The organism is Streptomyces sp. NPDC086766, from assembly GCF_044746005.1.
GTDB lineage: Bacteria > Actinomycetota > Actinomycetes > Streptomycetales > Streptomycetaceae > Streptomyces.
Map to the genome: position 1 here is coordinate 64,048 of NZ_JBIVBI010000018.1, position 17,141 is coordinate 81,188.

A 17,141-nucleotide genomic window follows, 5' to 3' on the forward strand; every position below is an offset into this window, starting at 1 on the left:
TGATCCCACTCCGCCTGAACGTCACCCTCATGCTGGTCGGCTATCTGCTGGTCATGGGGTGCCTCGCGCTCGGCCTGCGCGTTCTGCGCCGAGGCGCGAGGCGGCCCGTTCCCGCGCCCCCTGGTAAACGGGGCTGGCCTGCCGTGATCCGCAAGGTGGCCGGCACCGCCGTCGGTGGCTACCTGCTGCTCATGGCCGTCGTAGTCGGCTACTACCAAGGCGTGGCGCGGGTGGGCGGCCATTTCCTGGCGAGCGCATTCACCGGCTGTGCGCTGCTGATCGGGACAGCCCTCCCCATCCTCCTTGCCGCATCCTGGTTGGCTGAAAGGCGCGCGCGGGCTTCCCGGCGTGCCGGCCGCCAGAGGGGATGAGTCGGACGATGCGGCCCACAAACCGACTGACGGGGAGGAGCGTGGCACTCGACCATCACGACGATCGCTGCCCCGCGTGGAGCCCGGCGCCGAGCACCGCGTCCTGGTCATGGATGCGGGCAGACTCGTCGGGATCCTGTCGCTGTCGGACATCAGCCATAACCTGGCTGATGAACGCCGCCCCGAGGCGGTGAGAAGCTGATCGCGGAGCCCTCGGCCAGCGGTCCGTCCGCGCCGGCACCGTTGGGGTGCTCGGCCCGCGGCGCCCACCGCGTCAGTCGTGCCGGGACGTAGGCCAACCCGCCAACCCGGTCCCCTCGCCACCGGGCCCCGCTCGACGTCCTCCGACACCACCGGGAAGCCGGCCGCCTCCTGCTTCACCTACCGTAGATACGGCTCACGTTGTCGCGCGGGGCGGGCCGGGACGTGCCGGCCGGTCCTGCGGCGAAGCCGTTCAGCAGGTTCTGTGTGACCTTGGTGACGAACTCCCTGGTGCGGGTGTCCATCGAGTGGTCGCGGCCGCCCTCGGCGGTCCCGGCCATCAGACCCTCCACCCAGCGCATCGTTCCCGTCGCGAAGACACCCGCGCCGCTGGGCACCGTGTAGTACGCCGAGTCCGAGTGGCTGTGGCGGCCTTTGCACACCAGCGGAGAGTGGGCCACGATCTCGACCGGCGCCGGAGTCGGGAAGCTCGGGGTGACCCGGTCGTACTCGACCCCGACCAGGTGCGCGAAGCGGTCCCCCTCCCTCACCCCGGTGCCCTGGAAGACCCAGTGCCCGGCGTTCTCCACCCTGTAGGGCGCATCGGTGGGGAAGCCCTCATAGATCACGCCGGTCAGAGAGGACTCCGGGTCGGCACCGGGTCCGACGCGGAAGTCGGTGGTGGCCATCGCCGGGTGCCGCTCCAGGTACGGGTCGAGGCGGTAGTCGGTCTTGTAGCAGACCACCGTGCGGATACCGTCGCGCGGGCCGGGCTCCAGACGGACCCGCCGGAAACAGGTGTTGGCACCGAGGAAGGCCACGTTGGTGCCCGCGTCACGGGCCGCCGTGACGTACCGGCGCTGCTCCGGCGTCCAGTACTCGTCGTGGCCGAGTGTCACCACCGTGGTCGCACCGCGCAGCACCCGGGGGTCGAGGTGGACATCGACGCCGGTGGTGTACGCCAGCGGTATGCCCAGGCGCTCGGCCAGGACCACCGCGGCCCGCTCGTAGACCAGGAACTTCTCCGCGCCGGTCCCGTCGTACGGACGATCGAAGCTGACCGCCAGTGACCGGGAGGCGTACGAGCCGTCCTCCCCCAGGTAGAGGCTGTAACCGCCCCACCGGTTGTACGCCTGCCATGTCGCCGGGGCGTGCATGAGCAGTGTCCGGCCCACGGCTGTGGCGGAGCGGACGATCAGCGGGACGTAGCGCTGGTGGCCGCTGTCGGCGTCCAGTCGCAGCAGGTAGGCGCCTTCCGGCCAGCCTTCGGCCCGGACCGACAGGCTGCGCTCCCAGTCGGCACGCACGGTCCGGGTGTCCCGGCTCACCCGGCTGCCGCTCTGGACCCGCCCGGCGGTCCGGCCGGACCGCCAGACCAGCTGGGCCTGCGCACCGCCGTACCAACCCACCCGGTACGCCGAGACGCGGAATCCCGGCGCGGTGGTCGACACGTACAACCCGAACTCCTCACCGGGCCGGACGCTGATCCTGTCCGCATACCCCTGAACCGCGTCGGCCGGACCGACCGATGTGATCGACCAGTCCCCCTCGGCCGCAGGGGTTCGCTGCGCCGTGCCGGGCCGGTGAACACGCGACGCGGCAGGATCACAGCCGCTCACCATGGCGGCTGCCACCCCGGCGGCGCCCGCCGCTGCAGCGCTGAGGAAGTGCCGCCGGTGAAGCCCACCGGGATCCTGACGAGCCTGGCCCTCCGGATTGTCAGTCATCGCACCGATCCCGTCCGTCCCGCGCACCTTTCGGCCTGCCGCGACAGCACGAGCCTGCGTCAGCGCACGCGGACGGGCAAACCCTGGCTGAGCCATCCCGACTGTGCGGTAGGTGCTGACCGGCTGGCCGGAGCCGGGGCAAGCCTTCAAAATCACCGCTTCGGCCGCTGCCGGGTCGGCGTAGGTACGACCGGAGCAGTGCCGTGGCCGGTCCTCGATGTCGGCTGCCGGCCGGGAAGGCCAGCAGCCGGTATGCATCCCGGACTGCCGGACATCGATGGGTCCGAGCCGTGCCGACAACTGCGGGCGCCGCGATCGGGCAACCGCCTCGCGTCATTCGCAGGTTGCGCGCCGGGGCGCGCGGCGGTCACCCCGGCGGAACCGTCGACAAGGGCGAAGGCCCTGAGCAGTGCGCCGCGCAGGAGTCACTGGAGGAGACCGGCCTCGGCCGGACGATGCACGTAGGCACCTGCTGCCAGGACTTCGCGCCGTTTCAGTCTGGGGTGTGGGTGAGGGGTGCGGTGGTGGTGGAGGGCAGGTAGCCGGAGGTGCCGGTGAAGGCGGCGGTGTAGGTGGCGGCGGTGACCGCGTTCGCGGGCACGTGGACGTCGGTGCGGGTGGCGATGCCGTCGGCGTCGGTGACCACCGCACCGGCCGCCAGGGGGCCGGTGGCGGTGTTCACCGTGAAGGTGACGGTCTGCCCGCTCACGGGCCGACCGGTGAGCGCGTCGGTGAGGGTGGCGCTGAGCGAGGGGATGACAGTCGACGGACCCGAGCGTCGGATCACCGCGGGCGCCGCGGTCAGGGTGGTGGGGTCGATGTAGGTGAATCCGCCGGGCACGACCGCCGTGCCCCCCGCCGTGGTGACCACCACGGCAGCCGCGCCGGGCGTTCCCGACGGGGTGGAGAGTGTGACGGCGGTGTCGCTGCTGCTCTCGATGGTGGCCGGGGCGCCGTTGAAGGTGACCAGTGTGGCGCTGGACAGGCTGCTGCCGGTGATGGTCGCCCGGGTGCCCCCGGTCGAGGGACCCTGGCTGGGGCTGATCCCGACCGGGACGGGCAGTGGGACGTAGGTGAAGGTCAGCGAGTTGCTGGTGCCGCCGGGGGTGGTCACCACCACAGTGGCCGGGCCGGGGGCGCCTGGCGGGGTGGAGACCGTGATGGTGGTGTCGCTGTCGCTGTCGATGGTGGCGGGCGCGCCGTCGAACGTCACGCTCGTGGCACCGGACAGACCGATACCGGTGATGGTGACTTGGGTGCCGCCGGTGACGGTTCCCTGACCGGGGCTCACTGCGGGGGCTGCGGGCGCCAGCAGATAGGTGAAGCCGCCGGTGATCGAGGCGCTGCCGCTGGTGGTCTCGACAGTGACCGTGGCTGGGCCCGGCGCTCCGGGCGGGGTGGTGGCGATCAACGCGGTCCCGGCGAGGTTGTAGAACAGGTCCGTGGCCGGCCGGCCGCCGATGAGGACAGTAGCGCCGAACAGGCCGCTGCCCGTGATGACCACCTGCGTGCCACCCGCAACCGCGCCCTGTGCGGGAGTGATCCCGGTCAGAGTGACGGCCTGCGTTGCGACCGCGAGACTGTGGGCCTCGCCGGCGGAGATCGCAGTGACGGTAGTGCCGGTTGGGAGCTGCACCACCACCGGCATGTGCCTTTCAGTAGTGGTGCCGTCCCCCAGCTCTCCAGCGCTGTTGAGGCCCCAGGCCAGGATCGCGCCCGTCGAGGTCAGTGCCAGGCTGTGGGAATCACCGGCAGCGACGGCGGTGATCGTGGTGTCGGCGGGAAGCTGTGCTGCGACCGGGATACTGCTGTCGATGGTGGTGCCGTCGCCCAGTTGCCCGTTGGAGTTCCAACCCCAGGCGAGGACTTGGCCGGCGGAGGTCACCGCAAGACTGTGGACGTAGCCGACGCCGATCGCCGTGGCGGTGGTGTCCGTGGGGAGCTGCACTTCCCTTGGAACAGTCACCGGGTCGGTTGTACTGCCGTTCCCCGACTCTCCGTGGAAGTTGGAGCCCCAGGCCAGGATCTGACCGGTGGAGGTCAGCGCCAGGTTGTGGAGGTAGCCTGCGGCGATCGCCGTGGCGGTGGCGCCGGCGGGGAGTTGTACTTCCACCGGGACAGAGCTGCCGGCTGTGCTGTCGTTTCCCAACTCTCCGTTGGAGTTGAGGCCCCAGGCCAGGATCTGGCCGGTGGAGGTCAGCGCCAGGCTGTGGCCGGCGCCGGCGGCGATCGCGATGACGGTGGTGCCGACGGGAAGCTGTACCGCCACCGGAACAGAGCTGTCGGTAGTGGTGCCGTCCCCCAACTGCCCCCACGGGTTCCAGCCCCAGGCAAAGACTTGGCCCGTCGAGGTCAGTGCCAGACTATGGGCTTGCCCGGCCGCAACCGCGGTGACTGCGGTACCGGCAGACAGGTGCACCGCCACCGGAACACTGGTGTCGGCCGTGCTGCCGTCCCCCAACTGACCGTAGACGTTGAAGCCCCAAGCCAGAACCCCACCCGTGGAGGTGACCGCCAGGCTGTGGGCGTACCCGGCACCGATCGAGGTGACGCTGGTACCGGTTGGGAGTTGCACTACCGCCGGAACGCTGCTTTCGGTCGTGGTGCCGTCTCCCAACTGCCCCTGGCCGTTGTAGCCCCAGGCCAGCCCGCGGCCGACAGGAGAGAACAGTTGTACCTGATGTCGGGACAGCGGGGCCGGCCCGGCGTTACGCGCGCCTGCCGACGGAAGATCTGAAGCGGCCCACCGTCCGAACGCCGCCGGGCCTGGCGCGGTGATGCTCTGTGTCTTGCCTGCCGGTGTCACTGTCTGGAAGGGCGACGGACTGGGAGTCAGCAGACGTCGGCCGGGAACAGGCTCCGGCGCGGGCGGCTCAAAAGATGTCATGGGAAAGCCCCTTGCGAGTGCGGGGCCGCCCTGGTTCGCGCCCGGATCGCGGTGTGGGACTTTGCCGAGCGCCCCGGCCCCCTGCGGCAATGGCCCAATGCACCCTCCCCGGCAGTAGAGGGGTAGCACTGGGCCGCCCCCCGAGAGGAATGGGTGACCCATGGGTTCAACTGTTCCCGCTCATGCCCGTTCAACCCGCCAGAAAACACTATGCAGAGTTATTCATACAATAGGTACAGTTACTTCTGAGCTTAAAGTCATCGAGGGGGATCTCGAGTTTCGACCCCCAGTTAATCGTCGTATGACTTTCCTCTGACAGCCGAAGCGCAGCCATTGGTGCACCTCGCCTGTGGTGGCAGTGATCATCCTTGAGGGCGCGGTCTGGGGCTCGAAAGCCCTGTCGCGGTAAATCCCCAATTCACTGCGACAGTTCCCCTGGCGTGCGTTCGGCTGCTGCCGTGAGCTGGTCGGCCAGATCCTTGAGAGCCACCCGGAGTTCGTCGGGGCGGTGGATGGTGAAGGGCCATTCGAGAGAGGCGAGCATGTGTGCCATGCCATCGAGGCGCTCTGCGCGGGCACGCATCAACACGCCGGCGGTTCGGGCGGTGAGTGTGACAGCCGAGCGCGGCAGGCGGCGGGCTATCTCGTCGAGGGGGCCGTGGATGGTCACCTCGACCTGCCAGCGGTAGGGCCCCTGGGCGAGGTTCGCGGTCAGGTGGGCGACTGGGTCGAAGCCGTCAGGGATGTTGAACGTCTTCGTGCGGGGATGGACGGAGGCGACGCGGTCGATGCGGAAGGTCCGCAGGTCGTCGCGGAGGTGGTCGTGGCCGACCAGGTACCAGCGGCCCGTGTGGAAGACCACGCCGTAGGGGTCGACGTCGCGCTCGGTCTGCTCCTGCCGGCCGGACTGGTAGCTGATACCAACGGTCGTACGGCTGCGGGAGGCTTGGGCCAACGCAAGCAGGACACTGCTCTCGGGTGCCTGCGCGATCACGGCGTTCGCGGTGAAGAACAGGGTCTCCCGCATGGCGCAGAGCGGCTCCCGCAGAGCGTCCGGAAGCACCCGTTCGATCTTGGCCCGGGCGCCCGCGCCGGCCAGCACGGCCGTGCCCATTCCGAGGCGTTCAGCCGCTAGAAGTCCGAGGACGACGGCGAGGGCCTCGTCATTGGTGAGCACCAGGGGCGGCATCCGATAGCCGCGGGCCAGCCGGTAGCCGCCATAGCGGCCGCGCTCGGCCTGCACGGGGATGCCCAGGTCGCGCAGGTGGGCGACGTACCGGCGGACCGTGCGGGCGTCGGTGTCCAGCCGGTCTGCCAGCTCAGGCCCGGTGAGCCCGGCGTTCGACTGGAGAAGTTCCAGCAGGGTCAGCACACGGGTCAGGGGAAGCGACATGGATCTCTCGACATTTCAGGGCTAGTTATGTCCTGTATCGACTCTACGCTCCCCGCAGCACTCACTTCAGGGAGATCACATGGCCACCTTCGTACTCGTTCCCGGCGCCTGGCTCGGGGCGTGGGCTTGGGAAGACACCGCCCGCGCTCTGCGGGAGCACGGCCACACGGTGCTGCCGCTGACGCTGACCGGCGTGGCCGAGCGTGCGGAGGAGGGCGGGCCCGAAACGGACTTGGATACGCACATCGCGGACATCATCGACTTCGCCGAGAAGAACGATCTGCGCCAGGTCACCCTGGTCGCCCACAGCTATGCGGCCGCCCCCGTCAGCGGGGCAGCCGGGCGTCTCGGCGAGCCGCTGGAGCGAGTGGTCTACGTGGACAGCGCCCCGTTCACCGCGGGCATGCGGATGCTCGACCTCATGCCACCGGAGGCAGCGGACCAGCTGAACCAGCAGGTCACGGCCCATGGTGATGGCTGGCGGCTGCCGATGCCGCCCTTCGAGGTGCTGGGCCTGTCCAGCAGCCTCGACGGACTCGACCAGGGCCAGCGGGACATGCTCAGCGCACGTGCCACCCCTCAGCCGTTCGGCACCTACACCCAGCGACTTGCCGGACCGGTCGGCCCCGTCCCCAGCGTGGACTGTGTTCTGGTCGCCTGCCACGACTTCCAGGGGCTGCTGCGCAGCGGAGTGCCGACACTTGCCTTCCTCAACCACGCGCCGTGGCGGCGCTTCGACCTGTCCACCGGGCACTGGCCGATGCTCTCGGCACCCGCCAAGCTCGCCGACGTTCTCCACACCGCCGTCTCCTGACCGAGACGCATGCACCGCTCAATGCTTGACCACGCGATCGTTCGCGCGCTGCGGGGCCGCGCTCAAGCCCTGGCCGGCGAAGTGCTGGACGCACCGGCGGGCGATGTCCCGGGCCGGCCACCTCCTCTTGCTCGCACAGGCCCGCTCGCCGAGGATCATCGCCGCCCGGCAGCGCTCATGGTCGGACGTCCCGACTTTCGGGAGGTAGAGCGCCCGGTCCACCAGGGCCAGGCCCAAGCGGGTGGCGTAGGCGGCGAACACGCCGATCTGACAGTTGTCGATCTTTCCTGAGGTGCCGGTGTACTGCCGGCCGGCCCCGGCCGAGGTGGTGCCCTTCATGATGAAACCAGTGTCGTCGGTGATCGGCACACCGCCCGGTCCGAGCCGTTCGGCGACGTAGGCATGGACGTCGTCACGCAGGCCGTTCGCGTCCCGGACACCGCTGTTCAGCAGCCGCTGAAACCCGCACGCCGTGGATGTTGCCGTGCGGGCATCTCTCGGACACTGAATATATGACCATTTGAGCCGAATTAAGAATTAATGGGCGTTCCATGATGCGCGGAGTTTCCCCGAGATCCGACGGCACCAGAAGGTGAGGATCAGTGCGCATCCGGGCGAAATGGTCCGGGAAGTGTCGGGGCGTCAGCTCCGGCTCGCATGAAAGGACTGACCATGATCAACGGATTGAAGAGGGCCGCGGCCCTGGGGGCGGCGACGGTGGCCCTGGCCGCGGGCGCAGTGGTCGGCACGGTCGCCACCGCGTCGGCCGCGCCGCAGCACGACCGGCCGCCGGTGGCGTCGCACCACTGCGTGAGGATGGCGGGTCAGGGGACGCGGATGTGGCACCCCACGTTCCGGGACCGGCACCACCGCTGGTACGCCGGTTACTGGACCCGCGTCTGGCACCCCGTCCAGCGGGAGTGCCGCCGCTGACCCTGCAACCACTGCCACCGGCCCGCGCCGGCAGCCGCAAGGGCGGCGATCGGACCGGCCACGGCACGTCCCTCTCCAGGCGTGCCGGGGCCCGCCCCGAGTTCATTGGCCGGTGACGAGTCGCTTCGCCCGCTTCGCGATCGCGGGGAGCCGGAGGTCTGCCGGACGATGCCCGGTCATTCAGCGGCCTGGAGTGCGGCAACTGAGCAGGGTCGGCAAGCGGACCGGCGGCAGCAACGGTGATCGCACCCCCGGACAACCGACCGTCACCCGATTCTGCTGTGGAGGAGGTCGAACACGCGCAGAGCGACCTCGACCTCCAGTCGCCCCGCGGAGAGCGGCTTGCCCCTGATCTCCTCCGCCTTGCGGATCCGGTAGTGGACGGTGTTCTTGTGCAGGTGCAAGCGGCTGGCGGCCTGAGTGTAGCTGCCGTTGAGCTCCAGGAAGACGCGCAGGGTCTCGCGGAGCTGTTGCGTGGGCGCGTCGTTGGAGGTGAGACCGGCCAGGACCCTGGCTACCCAGCGGCTGATGTCCTCGGAGTGCTCGGTCAGGAGTGCGGCGACGGCGACGTCGTCGAATTCGAGCAGCCTGTGTTGCTGGTCGTGTGCGGTCTCGGCGACGGCGCGGGCGCGCTGTGCCTCCCGCAACGAGCCCCGGAAGCCGGCCAGACCGCGTCCGGGAGCACCGAGCGCGATGCGCAGGCCTTCGCTCTTCGCGAGAAGCCCTCCGAGCAGGTCCCGGTCGATGGCGGGTTCCGAGGGTGAAGTGATCCATGCCCACAGGGTGCGGTCGTCGGCGAGCATGGTCAGGGGCGCTCGGCCGGTGGTCTCCTGAAGGAACCGGGTCGCGTTCTGCAGGATCCGCCCGGCGTCCGTGGTCGTGCTGGGAACCCACGCGGTGGCGGCCTGGTGCCAGTCGCCCATGGGAACGTCGAGCAACTCCTGCGCTGCCGCCTCGGTGATCTGATCGTTGTCGAGGACCAGGCGCAGCTGCGCGGCGCGGGCGGCTCCGGTGCGGCTGTCCCAGCGGCGTCGCTCGGTCTCGTAGATGTCGATGAGGCCCTCGACGACCTGGTCGATGTAAAAGTTGGTGCGCTCGGACAGCTCCGAGACCGTGGCCAGGACGGCGGTGGTGTCGGTGTGGCCGAGGCGACCGAGTGCGTCGAGCGCCCACTGCACGAACCGATGCTCTCCGAGGCGATAGGCACGCAGCAGCGCCTCGAGGGAGAGGTCGTGCTGGGCGAAGCGGCGCGCGTACTCCGCCGCGGCGGGTGGCACGGTGATCCGGTCGAGGGGGATGCTGTGCGCCAGCATGTCGACGATCGCGACCAGGTTCGCCGACGTGCTGGCGATCATGAGCCTGCGTACCGCCTCGTCGTGCCGGAACTCCGGGATGACCTCGACGAAATAGTCCGTCATCTCGGTGGTCAGCCCAGGCAGGCCGGTGTCGATGACGCCGGCGACCTCGGCGACTACGGCGTCGACTTCGGCAGGCATGCGGGGACTGTAGCGGCGACGACTTCCGGGTGCCAGGTCTTCCCGCTCACTCGGCCGGGCCGGCGGCCCCGCGACGGCTGCGTGAGTCACAGGGCGCTGATTGTGCCCTCGTCACAACCAGCGCCGTCGGGTTCGTGGTCAACGCCCATGTTCCGGATCACGCAGGGGCTCATAGCTTTCCCCTACGCAGGTCGACGACGCGGAGGGGCGATTCCATGCATCTAGCGGGGCTTCCGGACGAGCGGGGTCGAAGGGCACCCGCCGGCCCGTGCGTGGCCGACGACTCCGTCGTTCTGGACAATGCCGGTTTCCTCGAGTCCGTCCGCGCCGCGGCCGCGGTCCTGAGCCGAAACGGGATCGGCGAGGGCGATGTCGTCGCGGTTGTACTGGCGAACCGGGTCGAACTGGTCGTGGTGCTGTTCGCGGCCTGGCGGCTCGGCGCCGCAGTCACTCCGGTCAACCCGGCACTGACCGAGTCCGAGGCCGGTTTCCAGATCGGTGACGCCGGAGCAAGGGTTGTAGTGGGTGAACGGTCCCACTCTTCCCTGGTAACGCTTGATGTGGCAGACCTCGCCGGTGGCTCGGGTTCCCCGGACCTCGGATCGGGATCGCCGAGGGAGGACTCGCTCGCCCTGCTCATCTACACCAGCGGCACCACCGGCCGGCCCAAGGGTGTGATGCTCGACCACACCAACGTCCGCGCCATGTGCGAGATGATCGTCGCCGGGCTGAACCTCGATCGGACCGATCACAGTCTGCTGGTCCTGCCGTTGTTCCATGTCAACGGCATCGTGGTCAGCGTCCTGTCGCCACTGCTGGCAGGCGGTCACGCGACGATCGCCGGCCGGTTCCGGGCGCAGACCTTCTTCGAGGTCGTGGAGCGCGTGCGGCCGACGTACTTCTCCGCCGTGCCGGCGATCTATGCGATGCTCGTCGCCCTGCCCGACTCGGTCGAGCCGGACTCGTCGTCGCTGCGCCGGGTGATCTGCGGGGCCGCACCGATGCCCGCCGAGCTGATCGCCCGCTTCGAGGACCGCTACGGAGTCCCGATCGTCGAGGGCTACGGCCTTTCGGAGGGCACGTGCGCGTCGACGCTCAACCCTCCGGACGGGCCGCGCCGCCCGGGAACGGTGGGAGTGCCCCTACCCGGTCAACAGGTGGCGCTGATGGGCGCGGACGGCCGATTCGTCACCGAGGGGCCCGGGGAGGTCGTGATCAAGGGTCCGAACGTGATGCGGGGCTACCTCAACCGGCCCCAGGAGACGGCCCGGACGGTGGTCGACGGCTGGCTGCACACCGGTGACATCGGCCGGTTCGACCACGACGGCCATCTCGTCCTGGTCGACCGAATCAAGGACATGATCATCCGTGGCGGGGAGAACCTCTATCCCAAGGAGATCGAGAACGTCCTGCACGGCCACCCGGCCGTGGCGGAGGCAGCAGTCGTCGGAGCGCCGGATCGGGTGCTCGGCGAGGTTCCGGTCGCTTACGTCGCGCTGTACCCGAACGCGCAGACGACGCCGGAGGACCTGCTCGAGCACTGCCGCGGGCAGCTCGCCCGGATCAAGCTCCCCACCCGGATCGCGATCGTCGACGCACTGCCGAAGAACCCGGTGGGAAAGATCGACAAACCGTCACTGCGCCGAGTCGTGACCCCGGCCGTCTGAGCCGGAGAAAACCGCGGAAACCCTCCTTCGACGGAGCGAGGGGCTGGTCGTCGTGTCCGCAATCCGACCCAGGGAATCGTAAGGAGAACGAACGATGGGGTTCAAGACGGGGGACTTTCCTCCAGTCGATCTCGACACATTCCTCGACAAGCCGCTCCTCGAGCGGACGAAGGCGTTGGCCCTGCACTGGGTCGAGTACGGCTTCGGATCACCGAAGATGATCCCGACGACCTACGTCGTCAAGATCCTGTTCCTCTACCTGTTCGCCGGCATCGCACTGATCACCTGGACGTCCGGTGTCGGCCCGTTCTGGGACGTCGCGGGCTGGTGGAACGAGCCGATCGTCTACCAGAAGCTCATCCTCTGGACGGTCCTCCTCGAATCCGTCGGTGTCGCCGGCTCCTGGGGGCCCATCGCCGGCAAGTTCAAGCCCATGACCGGAGGGATCCTGTTCTGGGCCAGGCCCGGCACGATCCGACTCCGGCCATGGAAGCGGGTGCCGTTCACGGGCGGTGACCGGCGGACGGTCGGCGACGTCGTCCTGTACCTGGGGTTCCTGGGCACACTGCTGGCCGGCGTCGTGCTGCCGGGGATGCCGTCCGCGTCGCTGTCGGCCGTGCTGCCGGACAACGGCTCCGGGCTGGTCGCCCCGGGTCTCGTGATCGCCGCCATCGTGCTGTACGTACTCAACGGCCTGCGCGACAAAACAGTGTTCCTCGCGGCGCGCGGTGAGCAGTACCTGCCCGCCCTGGTCTTCTTCGCATTCCTGCCGTTCGTGGACATGATCATCGCGGCGAAGCTGCTGATCTGCGCCGTGTGGATCGGCGCCGGGGTATCGAAGTTCGGCCTGCACTTCACCAACGTCGTCCCACCGATGGTCTCCAACAGCCCATGCGTCCCGGCCAAGTGGCTCAAGCGTGCGCACTACAGGGACTTCCCCCGCGACATCCGCCCCTCGAAGCTCGCGACCTTCATGGCGCACGTCGGCGGCACCCTGGTGGAGATCGTCACGCCGCTGGTGCTGCTGTTCTCGCAGAACTACCGGCTCACCCTGGCGGCGGCCCTGCTGATGGTCGTGTTCCACCTGTTCATCACCTCGACCTTCCCGCTCGCCGTGCCGCTGGAGTGGAACATCCTCTTCGGCTACCTGGCGATCTTCCTGTTCCTCGGCCACCCGGCCTGGGACGGCTACGCGGTGACCGACATGTCGTCACCCTGGCTGGCCGTGGTCATCGCCGTCGCGCTGGTGTTCTTCCCGGTCCTGGGCAACCTCCGTCCGGACCTGGTGTCGTTCCTGCCCTCCCTGCGGCAGTACGCCGGGAACTGGGCCTCGGCCTTGTGGGCCTTCGCACCGGGCGCGGAGGACAAGCTCAACTCCATGGCCCACCGCCCGACCCGGAACCAGGTCGATCAGTTGCAGGAGATGGGCTACCCGCCCGCGGTCGCCGAGATCACCATGCAACAGACGATCGCCTGGCGCTCCATGCACAGTCAGGGACGCGGCCTTTTCTCCGTCCTCGCCAAGAACCTCGACGACCTCGACGAGCGCACCGTCCGCGAGGGGGAGTTCACCTGCAACTCGCTGATCGGGTTCAACTTCGGCGACGGCCACCTCCACGACGAGACCCTCGTCCAGGCCGTCCAGCGCCGGGTCCGGTTCGCCCCCGGTGAGCTCGTGGTCGTCTGGGTCGAGTCGCAGGCCATCCACTCCAAGGTCCAGCACTACAAGGTCATCGACGCCGCTCTCGGGGTCGTGGAGCGTGGCACCTGGAAGGTCTCCGACGCGGTCGCCGCCCAGCCCTGGCTGCCCGACGGCCCGATCCCGCTGAACGTCACGTGGCAGGCTGCGCCCCCGGCACGGACGACCTCGGACTCGCGGGACGACGAAACCGACGCACCCGTCGCCACCCAGGTCTGAGCGACGCGCGGAAACGAAAGGTCGAGCAGATGAGCACAGCGGTCGTGGTCGGCGCCGGGCCCAACGGGCTCGCCGCCGCCGCCGCCCTGGCCCGGGCCGGGGTCGACGTCACCGTCCTTGAGGCAGCCGACGAGATCGGCGGTGGCACCCGGTCCGGCGAGGCGATACTGCCCGGGCTCCTCCACGACCACTGCTCGGCCATCCACCCGATGGCCGTCGGATCGGGCTTCCTGCAGAGCCTGGACCTGCAGCGGTACGGACTCCGCTGGCGGCTGCCCGAGATCGACTGCGTACACCCGCTCGACGACGGCTCGGCGGGTGTGCTGCACCGCTCGGTGACCGCCACCGCAGTCGGTCTCGGCGCCGACGGTCGGCGATGGCGACAGCTCTTCGCAGGGCCGTCGACGTCCTACGACACGCTCAGCGAGGACATCCTCGGGCCGCTGCTGCGCGTCCCGCGACACCCGATCCAACTGGCGCGCTTCGGCATCCCGGCCCTCGTCCCGGCGACGCTCCTGGCGAGGACGTTCGCCAGGGAGCAGACGCGGGCCCTCTTCGGCGGCGTCGCCGCCCACGGGTTCCGGCCGCTGCACCATCCGCTCAGCGCCAGCATCGGACTCGGCATCCTCACCGCCGGGCACCGGCACGGCTGGGCGGTCGCAGAGGGCGGCTCCCGACGGATCACCCACGCGCTGGCCGCCCTCATCGTCGACCTGGGCGGGAAGATCGAGACCGGGGTACCGGTGCGGTCGGTGTCGGAGCTCCCGCGGACCGACGTGACCGTGTACGACCTGGCGCCGTCGGCCGTCGCCGACATCCTGGGCGACCACCTGGCCCCACGAATCGCGCGCGCCTACCGGCGCTTCCGACGCGGGCCCGGCGCCTTCAAGGTCGACTTCGCCGTCGAAGGCGGCGTCCCCTGGACCGCCGAGCCCGCCCGCCGTGCCGGCACCGTCCACCTCGGCGGAGGCTTCGCCGAAATCGCGGCGAACGAGCAGGCAATCAACGACGGCCACATGCCGGCCCGGCCGTTCGTGCTCGTCGGGCAGCAGTACCTGGCCGACCCGCAGCGATCGGTCGGTGACATCCACCCGGTGTGGAGCTACGCCCATGTGCCCTACGGCTACACGGGCGACGCCACGGAGGCGATCACCGCCCAGATCGAGCGGTTCGCCCCCGGCTTCCGGGACCGGATCGTCGGGACCTCCGTGCGTACCACCACGGAATTCGCCGAGCACAATCCGAACTACGTCGGCGGCGACATCATGACTGGAGCCAAGACCATTTCTCAGCTCGTGTTCGGTCCCCGCCCGACGCTCAACCCCTACGACACGGGGCTCCCGGGCCACTTCCTCTGCTCCGCGGCGACACCGCCGGGCCCCGGAGCCCACGGGATGTGCGGAGCCCACGCCGCCGCACGCGCACTCGCCCACCTCCGCCGCTGACCCGACCCGCACAGCACTTCGCGCCGCACGGTCGCGGTGAAACTGCTCTCCCCCGGCTCCGACCCACGACCCGCAGGCGCGAGCCCCCTTCCGGCGCGAAGCCCACGCGGCTGCCCCGCTGACCCATATCCGGCCAAAGCCACCATCCACGGCGTCACGGAAGAGCCGCACCCGGACGGCCCGCGCCCCTACCTCGTCAGGGAGCACGCCCAGGGCCCACCCTCGCCCACGTCGTGCGGACGGGCGGCCTCTGCCCGTCTCCGACGCCGTCAACGCGGCACGCGCGGTACTTGGGGCGTCGCGCCGGCTTCACCGGGCCGAGCAGGTGACGGTGAGCGCGACCGCGAGCAAGCTGGGGATCTCACGCCACGGCGGGCTCCGCCGACTCCCCCGGACGCCGTTCGCCCTCCCACACCTCACAGGAGGAGGGCCGCCCGCCGGGCGGAGTGTCACCAAGAGTAGCCAATCACTACTGAACGTCAAGATAGTCGTGCACGGGCGTCATGGGGGCCAGGGTGAGGTCGGTGACGATGTGGCTGGCGGAGACGATCTCAAGGACGGGGAGGTCGGCCAGAGGCGCCATGACGTGGGCGGACAGCTGGAGGCGGGCGGGGCCGGCATAGGCCTCCTTGACCGTGACGTCGCTGATCTCGGTGCGGACCAGCCGGCAGGTCTGCAAGCGGCCGTCGAGGCCGGGGACGATCTTGACCGCGAAGGTGGGGGCGGTGATCTGGCGGCGGGCCTCTTCCATGTCCAGCGGCTGCCACTTGTAGGGCATCGTGGCGGTGGCCACGCGCTGGGTGCCGTAGTCGAGGGTGCCCACCAGGGCGCCGTGGTCGGCGAACAGGGCCGGGGTGCCGATGGTCTTGGGGTAGGCGCTCAGTTCCCGGCCGGCGGCGGTGGCCGCGAAGTTGTCCAGGTGCATGACGTGCAGGTACTCGCCGCGCTCGTCGCCGAGGCGGACGGGAATGACCTGGCCGGACTCCAGGTAGGGGCCGTACCCCTCCACGTCCCCCATCTTCATGACCTCGAAGCGCACCAGCGGCTCGTCGATCTCGAGCGGTTCGGGGACGACGGCGCGCAGCGCTTCGGGGTCGGTGCGGTAGACCACGTTGAGGTACTCGCGGTCGGTGAAGCGCGTGAAGCGGGGCGGGTAGACGGGGGCGGTCAGCGGGGTGCCCGCGTGGCGGCGGACCTCATCGGCGCGCATGGGTGTTTCTCCCGGTGGGTCGGAGGGTTGCGAGCGGGGCGAGGGGTTTCCTCCACGCCTCGGATACGCTGTGTATCGGATACATGGTGTATCCGATGGGGGGTGGTCCGCAAAATCGGCTCCCCAGGCTGCGCTCGCGTCGCGGTCCGCCCCCGGCCGAACCGGAAGAAAGATGGTCATGGCCTTCACCCTCCCCACCGACACCGCCACCCGCCCGGTCGCCGTCCTCGGCGCCGGCACCCTGGGGCGTCGTATCGCCCTGATGTTCACCACCCGGGGCGGTCACGTCCGCATCTACGATCCCGCGCCCCAGGCGGGGCAGGACGCCTGCGCCTACGTCGAGCAGCATGTGGCCGAGGTCGCCGCCGGAGTCGAAGGCGGCACGCCCGGCACGGTGAGCGCCACCACCGACCTGGCCCAGGCACTGGCCGGCGCCTGGCTGGTGGTCGAGGCGGTACCCGAGCACCTGGAGCTGAAGAAGCGCGTCTTCGCCGACCTGGACCAGGCTGCGGACACCGACGCGATCCTGGCGAGCAACTCCTCGTCCTACCCGAGCAGTCAGTTCATCGACCACGTCACCCGCCCGGAGCGGGTGGTGAACATGCACTTCTACATGCCGCCGGCGAAGCGTGCGGTCGACCTGATGTCGAGCGGTCACACCGAGCGGGCCGTCCTCGACCTGCTCCTGCGCGAGCTGCCGCGCTACGGCGTCTTCCCCTTCGAGGCCCACCAGGAGAGCACCGGTTTCATCTTCAACCGCATCTGGGCGGCCATCAAGCGTGAGGCCCTGGCCGTGGTCGCCGAGGGAGTCTCCACCCCGCAGGACGTCGACGCGATGTGGGCGCTCACCCTCGGCACGAAGGGCGGTCCGTTCCGCGCCATGGACCAGGTCGGCCTGGACGTCGTCCTCGACATCGAGAACCACTACGCGGCGAAGAACCCGAACCTGCCGACCGGCCCGCGCGAACTGCTGCGCCGCTACGTAGACGCCGGACACCTCGGGGTGAAGACCGGCCGCGGCTTCTACGACGACTACCAGCACGCGAGCTGACGGCCTGCGCGGCCGCTGGACGGGTGGG

The 17,141-nt window shown here is 69.7% G+C and carries 13 protein-coding genes and 1 pseudogene; 8 read left to right on the forward strand and 6 right to left on the reverse strand.

The features are described 5' to 3' along the window. Nucleotides 1-29: 29 nt before the first annotated feature. Nucleotides 30-371, forward strand: a complete 342-nt coding sequence (locus ACIPM1_RS27910) for a DUF6256 family protein (RefSeq protein WP_402439200.1) — start codon at nucleotides 30-32, stop codon at nucleotides 369-371. Nucleotides 372-748: 377 nt separating this feature from the next. Here ACIPM1_RS27910 and ACIPM1_RS27915 read toward each other — a convergent pair whose 3' ends face one another. Continuing rightward, nucleotides 749-2,023: a N,N-dimethylformamidase beta subunit family domain-containing protein gene (locus ACIPM1_RS27915; RefSeq protein ID WP_402439202.1), complete on the reverse strand. Its 1,275-nt coding sequence runs from the start codon at nucleotides 2,021-2,023 to the stop codon at nucleotides 749-751. Nucleotides 2,024-2,589: 566 nt separating this feature from the next. Between ACIPM1_RS27915 and ACIPM1_RS27920 the strand changes: the two genes are divergently transcribed. Further along, nucleotides 2,590-2,841: an NUDIX hydrolase gene (locus tag ACIPM1_RS27920; protein WP_402439204.1), complete on the forward strand. Its 252-nt coding sequence runs from the start codon at nucleotides 2,590-2,592 to the stop codon at nucleotides 2,839-2,841. Here ACIPM1_RS27920 and ACIPM1_RS27925 read toward each other — a convergent pair. Both ACIPM1_RS27925 and ACIPM1_RS27930 read right to left on the reverse strand, forming a co-directional pair. After that, nucleotides 2,793-5,186, reverse strand: a complete 2,394-nt coding sequence (locus ACIPM1_RS27925) for an IPT/TIG domain-containing protein (protein ID WP_402439206.1) — start codon at nucleotides 5,184-5,186, stop codon at nucleotides 2,793-2,795. The two genes, ACIPM1_RS27920 and ACIPM1_RS27925, sit on opposite strands and share 49 nt — an antisense overlap. Before the next feature lie 418 nt (nucleotides 5,187-5,604). Further along, nucleotides 5,605-6,579, reverse strand: a complete 975-nt coding sequence (locus tag ACIPM1_RS27930; RefSeq protein ID WP_402439208.1) for a helix-turn-helix transcriptional regulator — start codon at nucleotides 6,577-6,579, stop codon at nucleotides 5,605-5,607. A 79-nt stretch (nucleotides 6,580-6,658) separates the two neighbouring features. Between ACIPM1_RS27930 and ACIPM1_RS27935 the strand changes: the two genes are divergently transcribed. After that, the gene (locus ACIPM1_RS27935) at nucleotides 6,659-7,393 is read left to right on the forward strand and encodes an alpha/beta fold hydrolase (RefSeq protein ID WP_402439210.1); all 735 of its coding nucleotides are present in this window, start codon (nucleotides 6,659-6,661) and stop codon (nucleotides 7,391-7,393) included. A 57-nt stretch (nucleotides 7,394-7,450) separates the two neighbouring features. Here the strand turns inward: ACIPM1_RS27935 and ACIPM1_RS27940 are convergent. Continuing rightward, a pseudogene (locus ACIPM1_RS27940) lies at nucleotides 7,451-7,858 on the reverse strand (transposase); the annotation flags it as partial. Between the two features lie 207 nt (nucleotides 7,859-8,065). On the opposite strand from ACIPM1_RS27940, the gene ACIPM1_RS27945 reads away from it, so the two are divergent. Beyond that, a complete protein-coding gene (locus ACIPM1_RS27945; RefSeq protein WP_402439212.1) occupies nucleotides 8,066-8,326 on the forward strand; it encodes a hypothetical protein in 261 nt (86 codons plus the stop codon). 266 nt (nucleotides 8,327-8,592) lie between these two features. Here ACIPM1_RS27945 and ACIPM1_RS27950 read toward each other — a convergent pair whose 3' ends face one another. Further along, nucleotides 8,593-9,822: a PucR family transcriptional regulator gene (locus ACIPM1_RS27950; RefSeq protein ID WP_402439213.1), complete on the reverse strand. Its 1,230-nt coding sequence runs from the start codon at nucleotides 9,820-9,822 to the stop codon at nucleotides 8,593-8,595. Nucleotides 9,823-10,037: 215 nt separating this feature from the next. On the opposite strand from ACIPM1_RS27950, the gene ACIPM1_RS27955 reads away from it, so the two are divergent. The 3 genes from ACIPM1_RS27955 (at nucleotide 10,038) to ACIPM1_RS27965 (ending at nucleotide 14,852) form a co-directional block, all read left to right on the forward strand. Next, complete coding sequence (locus ACIPM1_RS27955; RefSeq protein WP_402439215.1) at nucleotides 10,038-11,489, forward strand: class I adenylate-forming enzyme family protein; 1,452 nt, start codon at nucleotides 10,038-10,040, stop codon at nucleotides 11,487-11,489. A 94-nt stretch (nucleotides 11,490-11,583) separates the two neighbouring features. Beyond that, nucleotides 11,584-13,407, forward strand: a complete 1,824-nt coding sequence (locus ACIPM1_RS27960; protein ID WP_402439217.1) for a DUF3556 domain-containing protein — start codon at nucleotides 11,584-11,586, stop codon at nucleotides 13,405-13,407. Between the two features lie 29 nt (nucleotides 13,408-13,436). Further along, nucleotides 13,437-14,852, forward strand: a complete 1,416-nt coding sequence (locus ACIPM1_RS27965; RefSeq protein WP_402439218.1) for a phytoene desaturase family protein — start codon at nucleotides 13,437-13,439, stop codon at nucleotides 14,850-14,852. A gap of 469 nt (nucleotides 14,853-15,321) precedes the next feature. Here ACIPM1_RS27965 and ACIPM1_RS27970 read toward each other — a convergent pair whose 3' ends face one another. Further along, a complete protein-coding gene (locus tag ACIPM1_RS27970) occupies nucleotides 15,322-16,062 on the reverse strand; it encodes an acetoacetate decarboxylase (RefSeq protein WP_402439220.1) in 741 nt (246 codons plus the stop codon). A gap of 178 nt (nucleotides 16,063-16,240) precedes the next feature. Here ACIPM1_RS27970 and ACIPM1_RS27975 point away from each other — a divergent pair, with 178 nt between their 5' ends. After that, entirely contained in the window at nucleotides 16,241-17,113 is an 873-nt protein-coding gene (locus tag ACIPM1_RS27975; RefSeq protein WP_402439222.1) for a 3-hydroxyacyl-CoA dehydrogenase family protein, read from the forward strand. The last annotated feature ends 28 nt before the right edge of the window (nucleotides 17,114-17,141 follow it).

Bases quoted from the DNA above. Each gene is read 5' to 3' on its own strand.
- ACIPM1_RS27955 (WP_402439215.1), top strand. From the start codon at position 10,038: ATGCATCTAGCGGGGCTTCCGGACGAGCGGGGTCGAAGGGCACCCGCC.
- ACIPM1_RS27925 (WP_402439206.1), bottom strand. From the start codon at position 5,186: ATGACATCTTTTGAGCCGCCCGCGCCGGAGCCTGTTCCCGGCCGACGT.
- ACIPM1_RS27965 (WP_402439218.1), top strand. From the start codon at position 13,437: ATGAGCACAGCGGTCGTGGTCGGCGCCGGGCCCAACGGGCTCGCCGCC.
- ACIPM1_RS27975 (WP_402439222.1), top strand. From the start codon at position 16,241: ATGGCCTTCACCCTCCCCACCGACACCGCCACCCGCCCGGTCGCCGTC.
- ACIPM1_RS27935 (WP_402439210.1), top strand. From the start codon at position 6,659: ATGGCCACCTTCGTACTCGTTCCCGGCGCCTGGCTCGGGGCGTGGGCT.
- ACIPM1_RS27945 (WP_402439212.1), top strand. From the start codon at position 8,066: ATGATCAACGGATTGAAGAGGGCCGCGGCCCTGGGGGCGGCGACGGTG.
- ACIPM1_RS27960 (WP_402439217.1), top strand. From the start codon at position 11,584: ATGGGGTTCAAGACGGGGGACTTTCCTCCAGTCGATCTCGACACATTC.
- ACIPM1_RS27930 (WP_402439208.1), bottom strand. From the start codon at position 6,579: ATGTCGCTTCCCCTGACCCGTGTGCTGACCCTGCTGGAACTTCTCCAG.
- ACIPM1_RS27970 (WP_402439220.1), bottom strand. From the start codon at position 16,062: ATGCGCGCCGATGAGGTCCGCCGCCACGCGGGCACCCCGCTGACCGCC.
- ACIPM1_RS27950 (WP_402439213.1), bottom strand. From the start codon at position 9,822: ATGCCTGCCGAAGTCGACGCCGTAGTCGCCGAGGTCGCCGGCGTCATC.
- ACIPM1_RS27910 (WP_402439200.1), top strand. From the start codon at position 30: ATGCTGGTCGGCTATCTGCTGGTCATGGGGTGCCTCGCGCTCGGCCTG.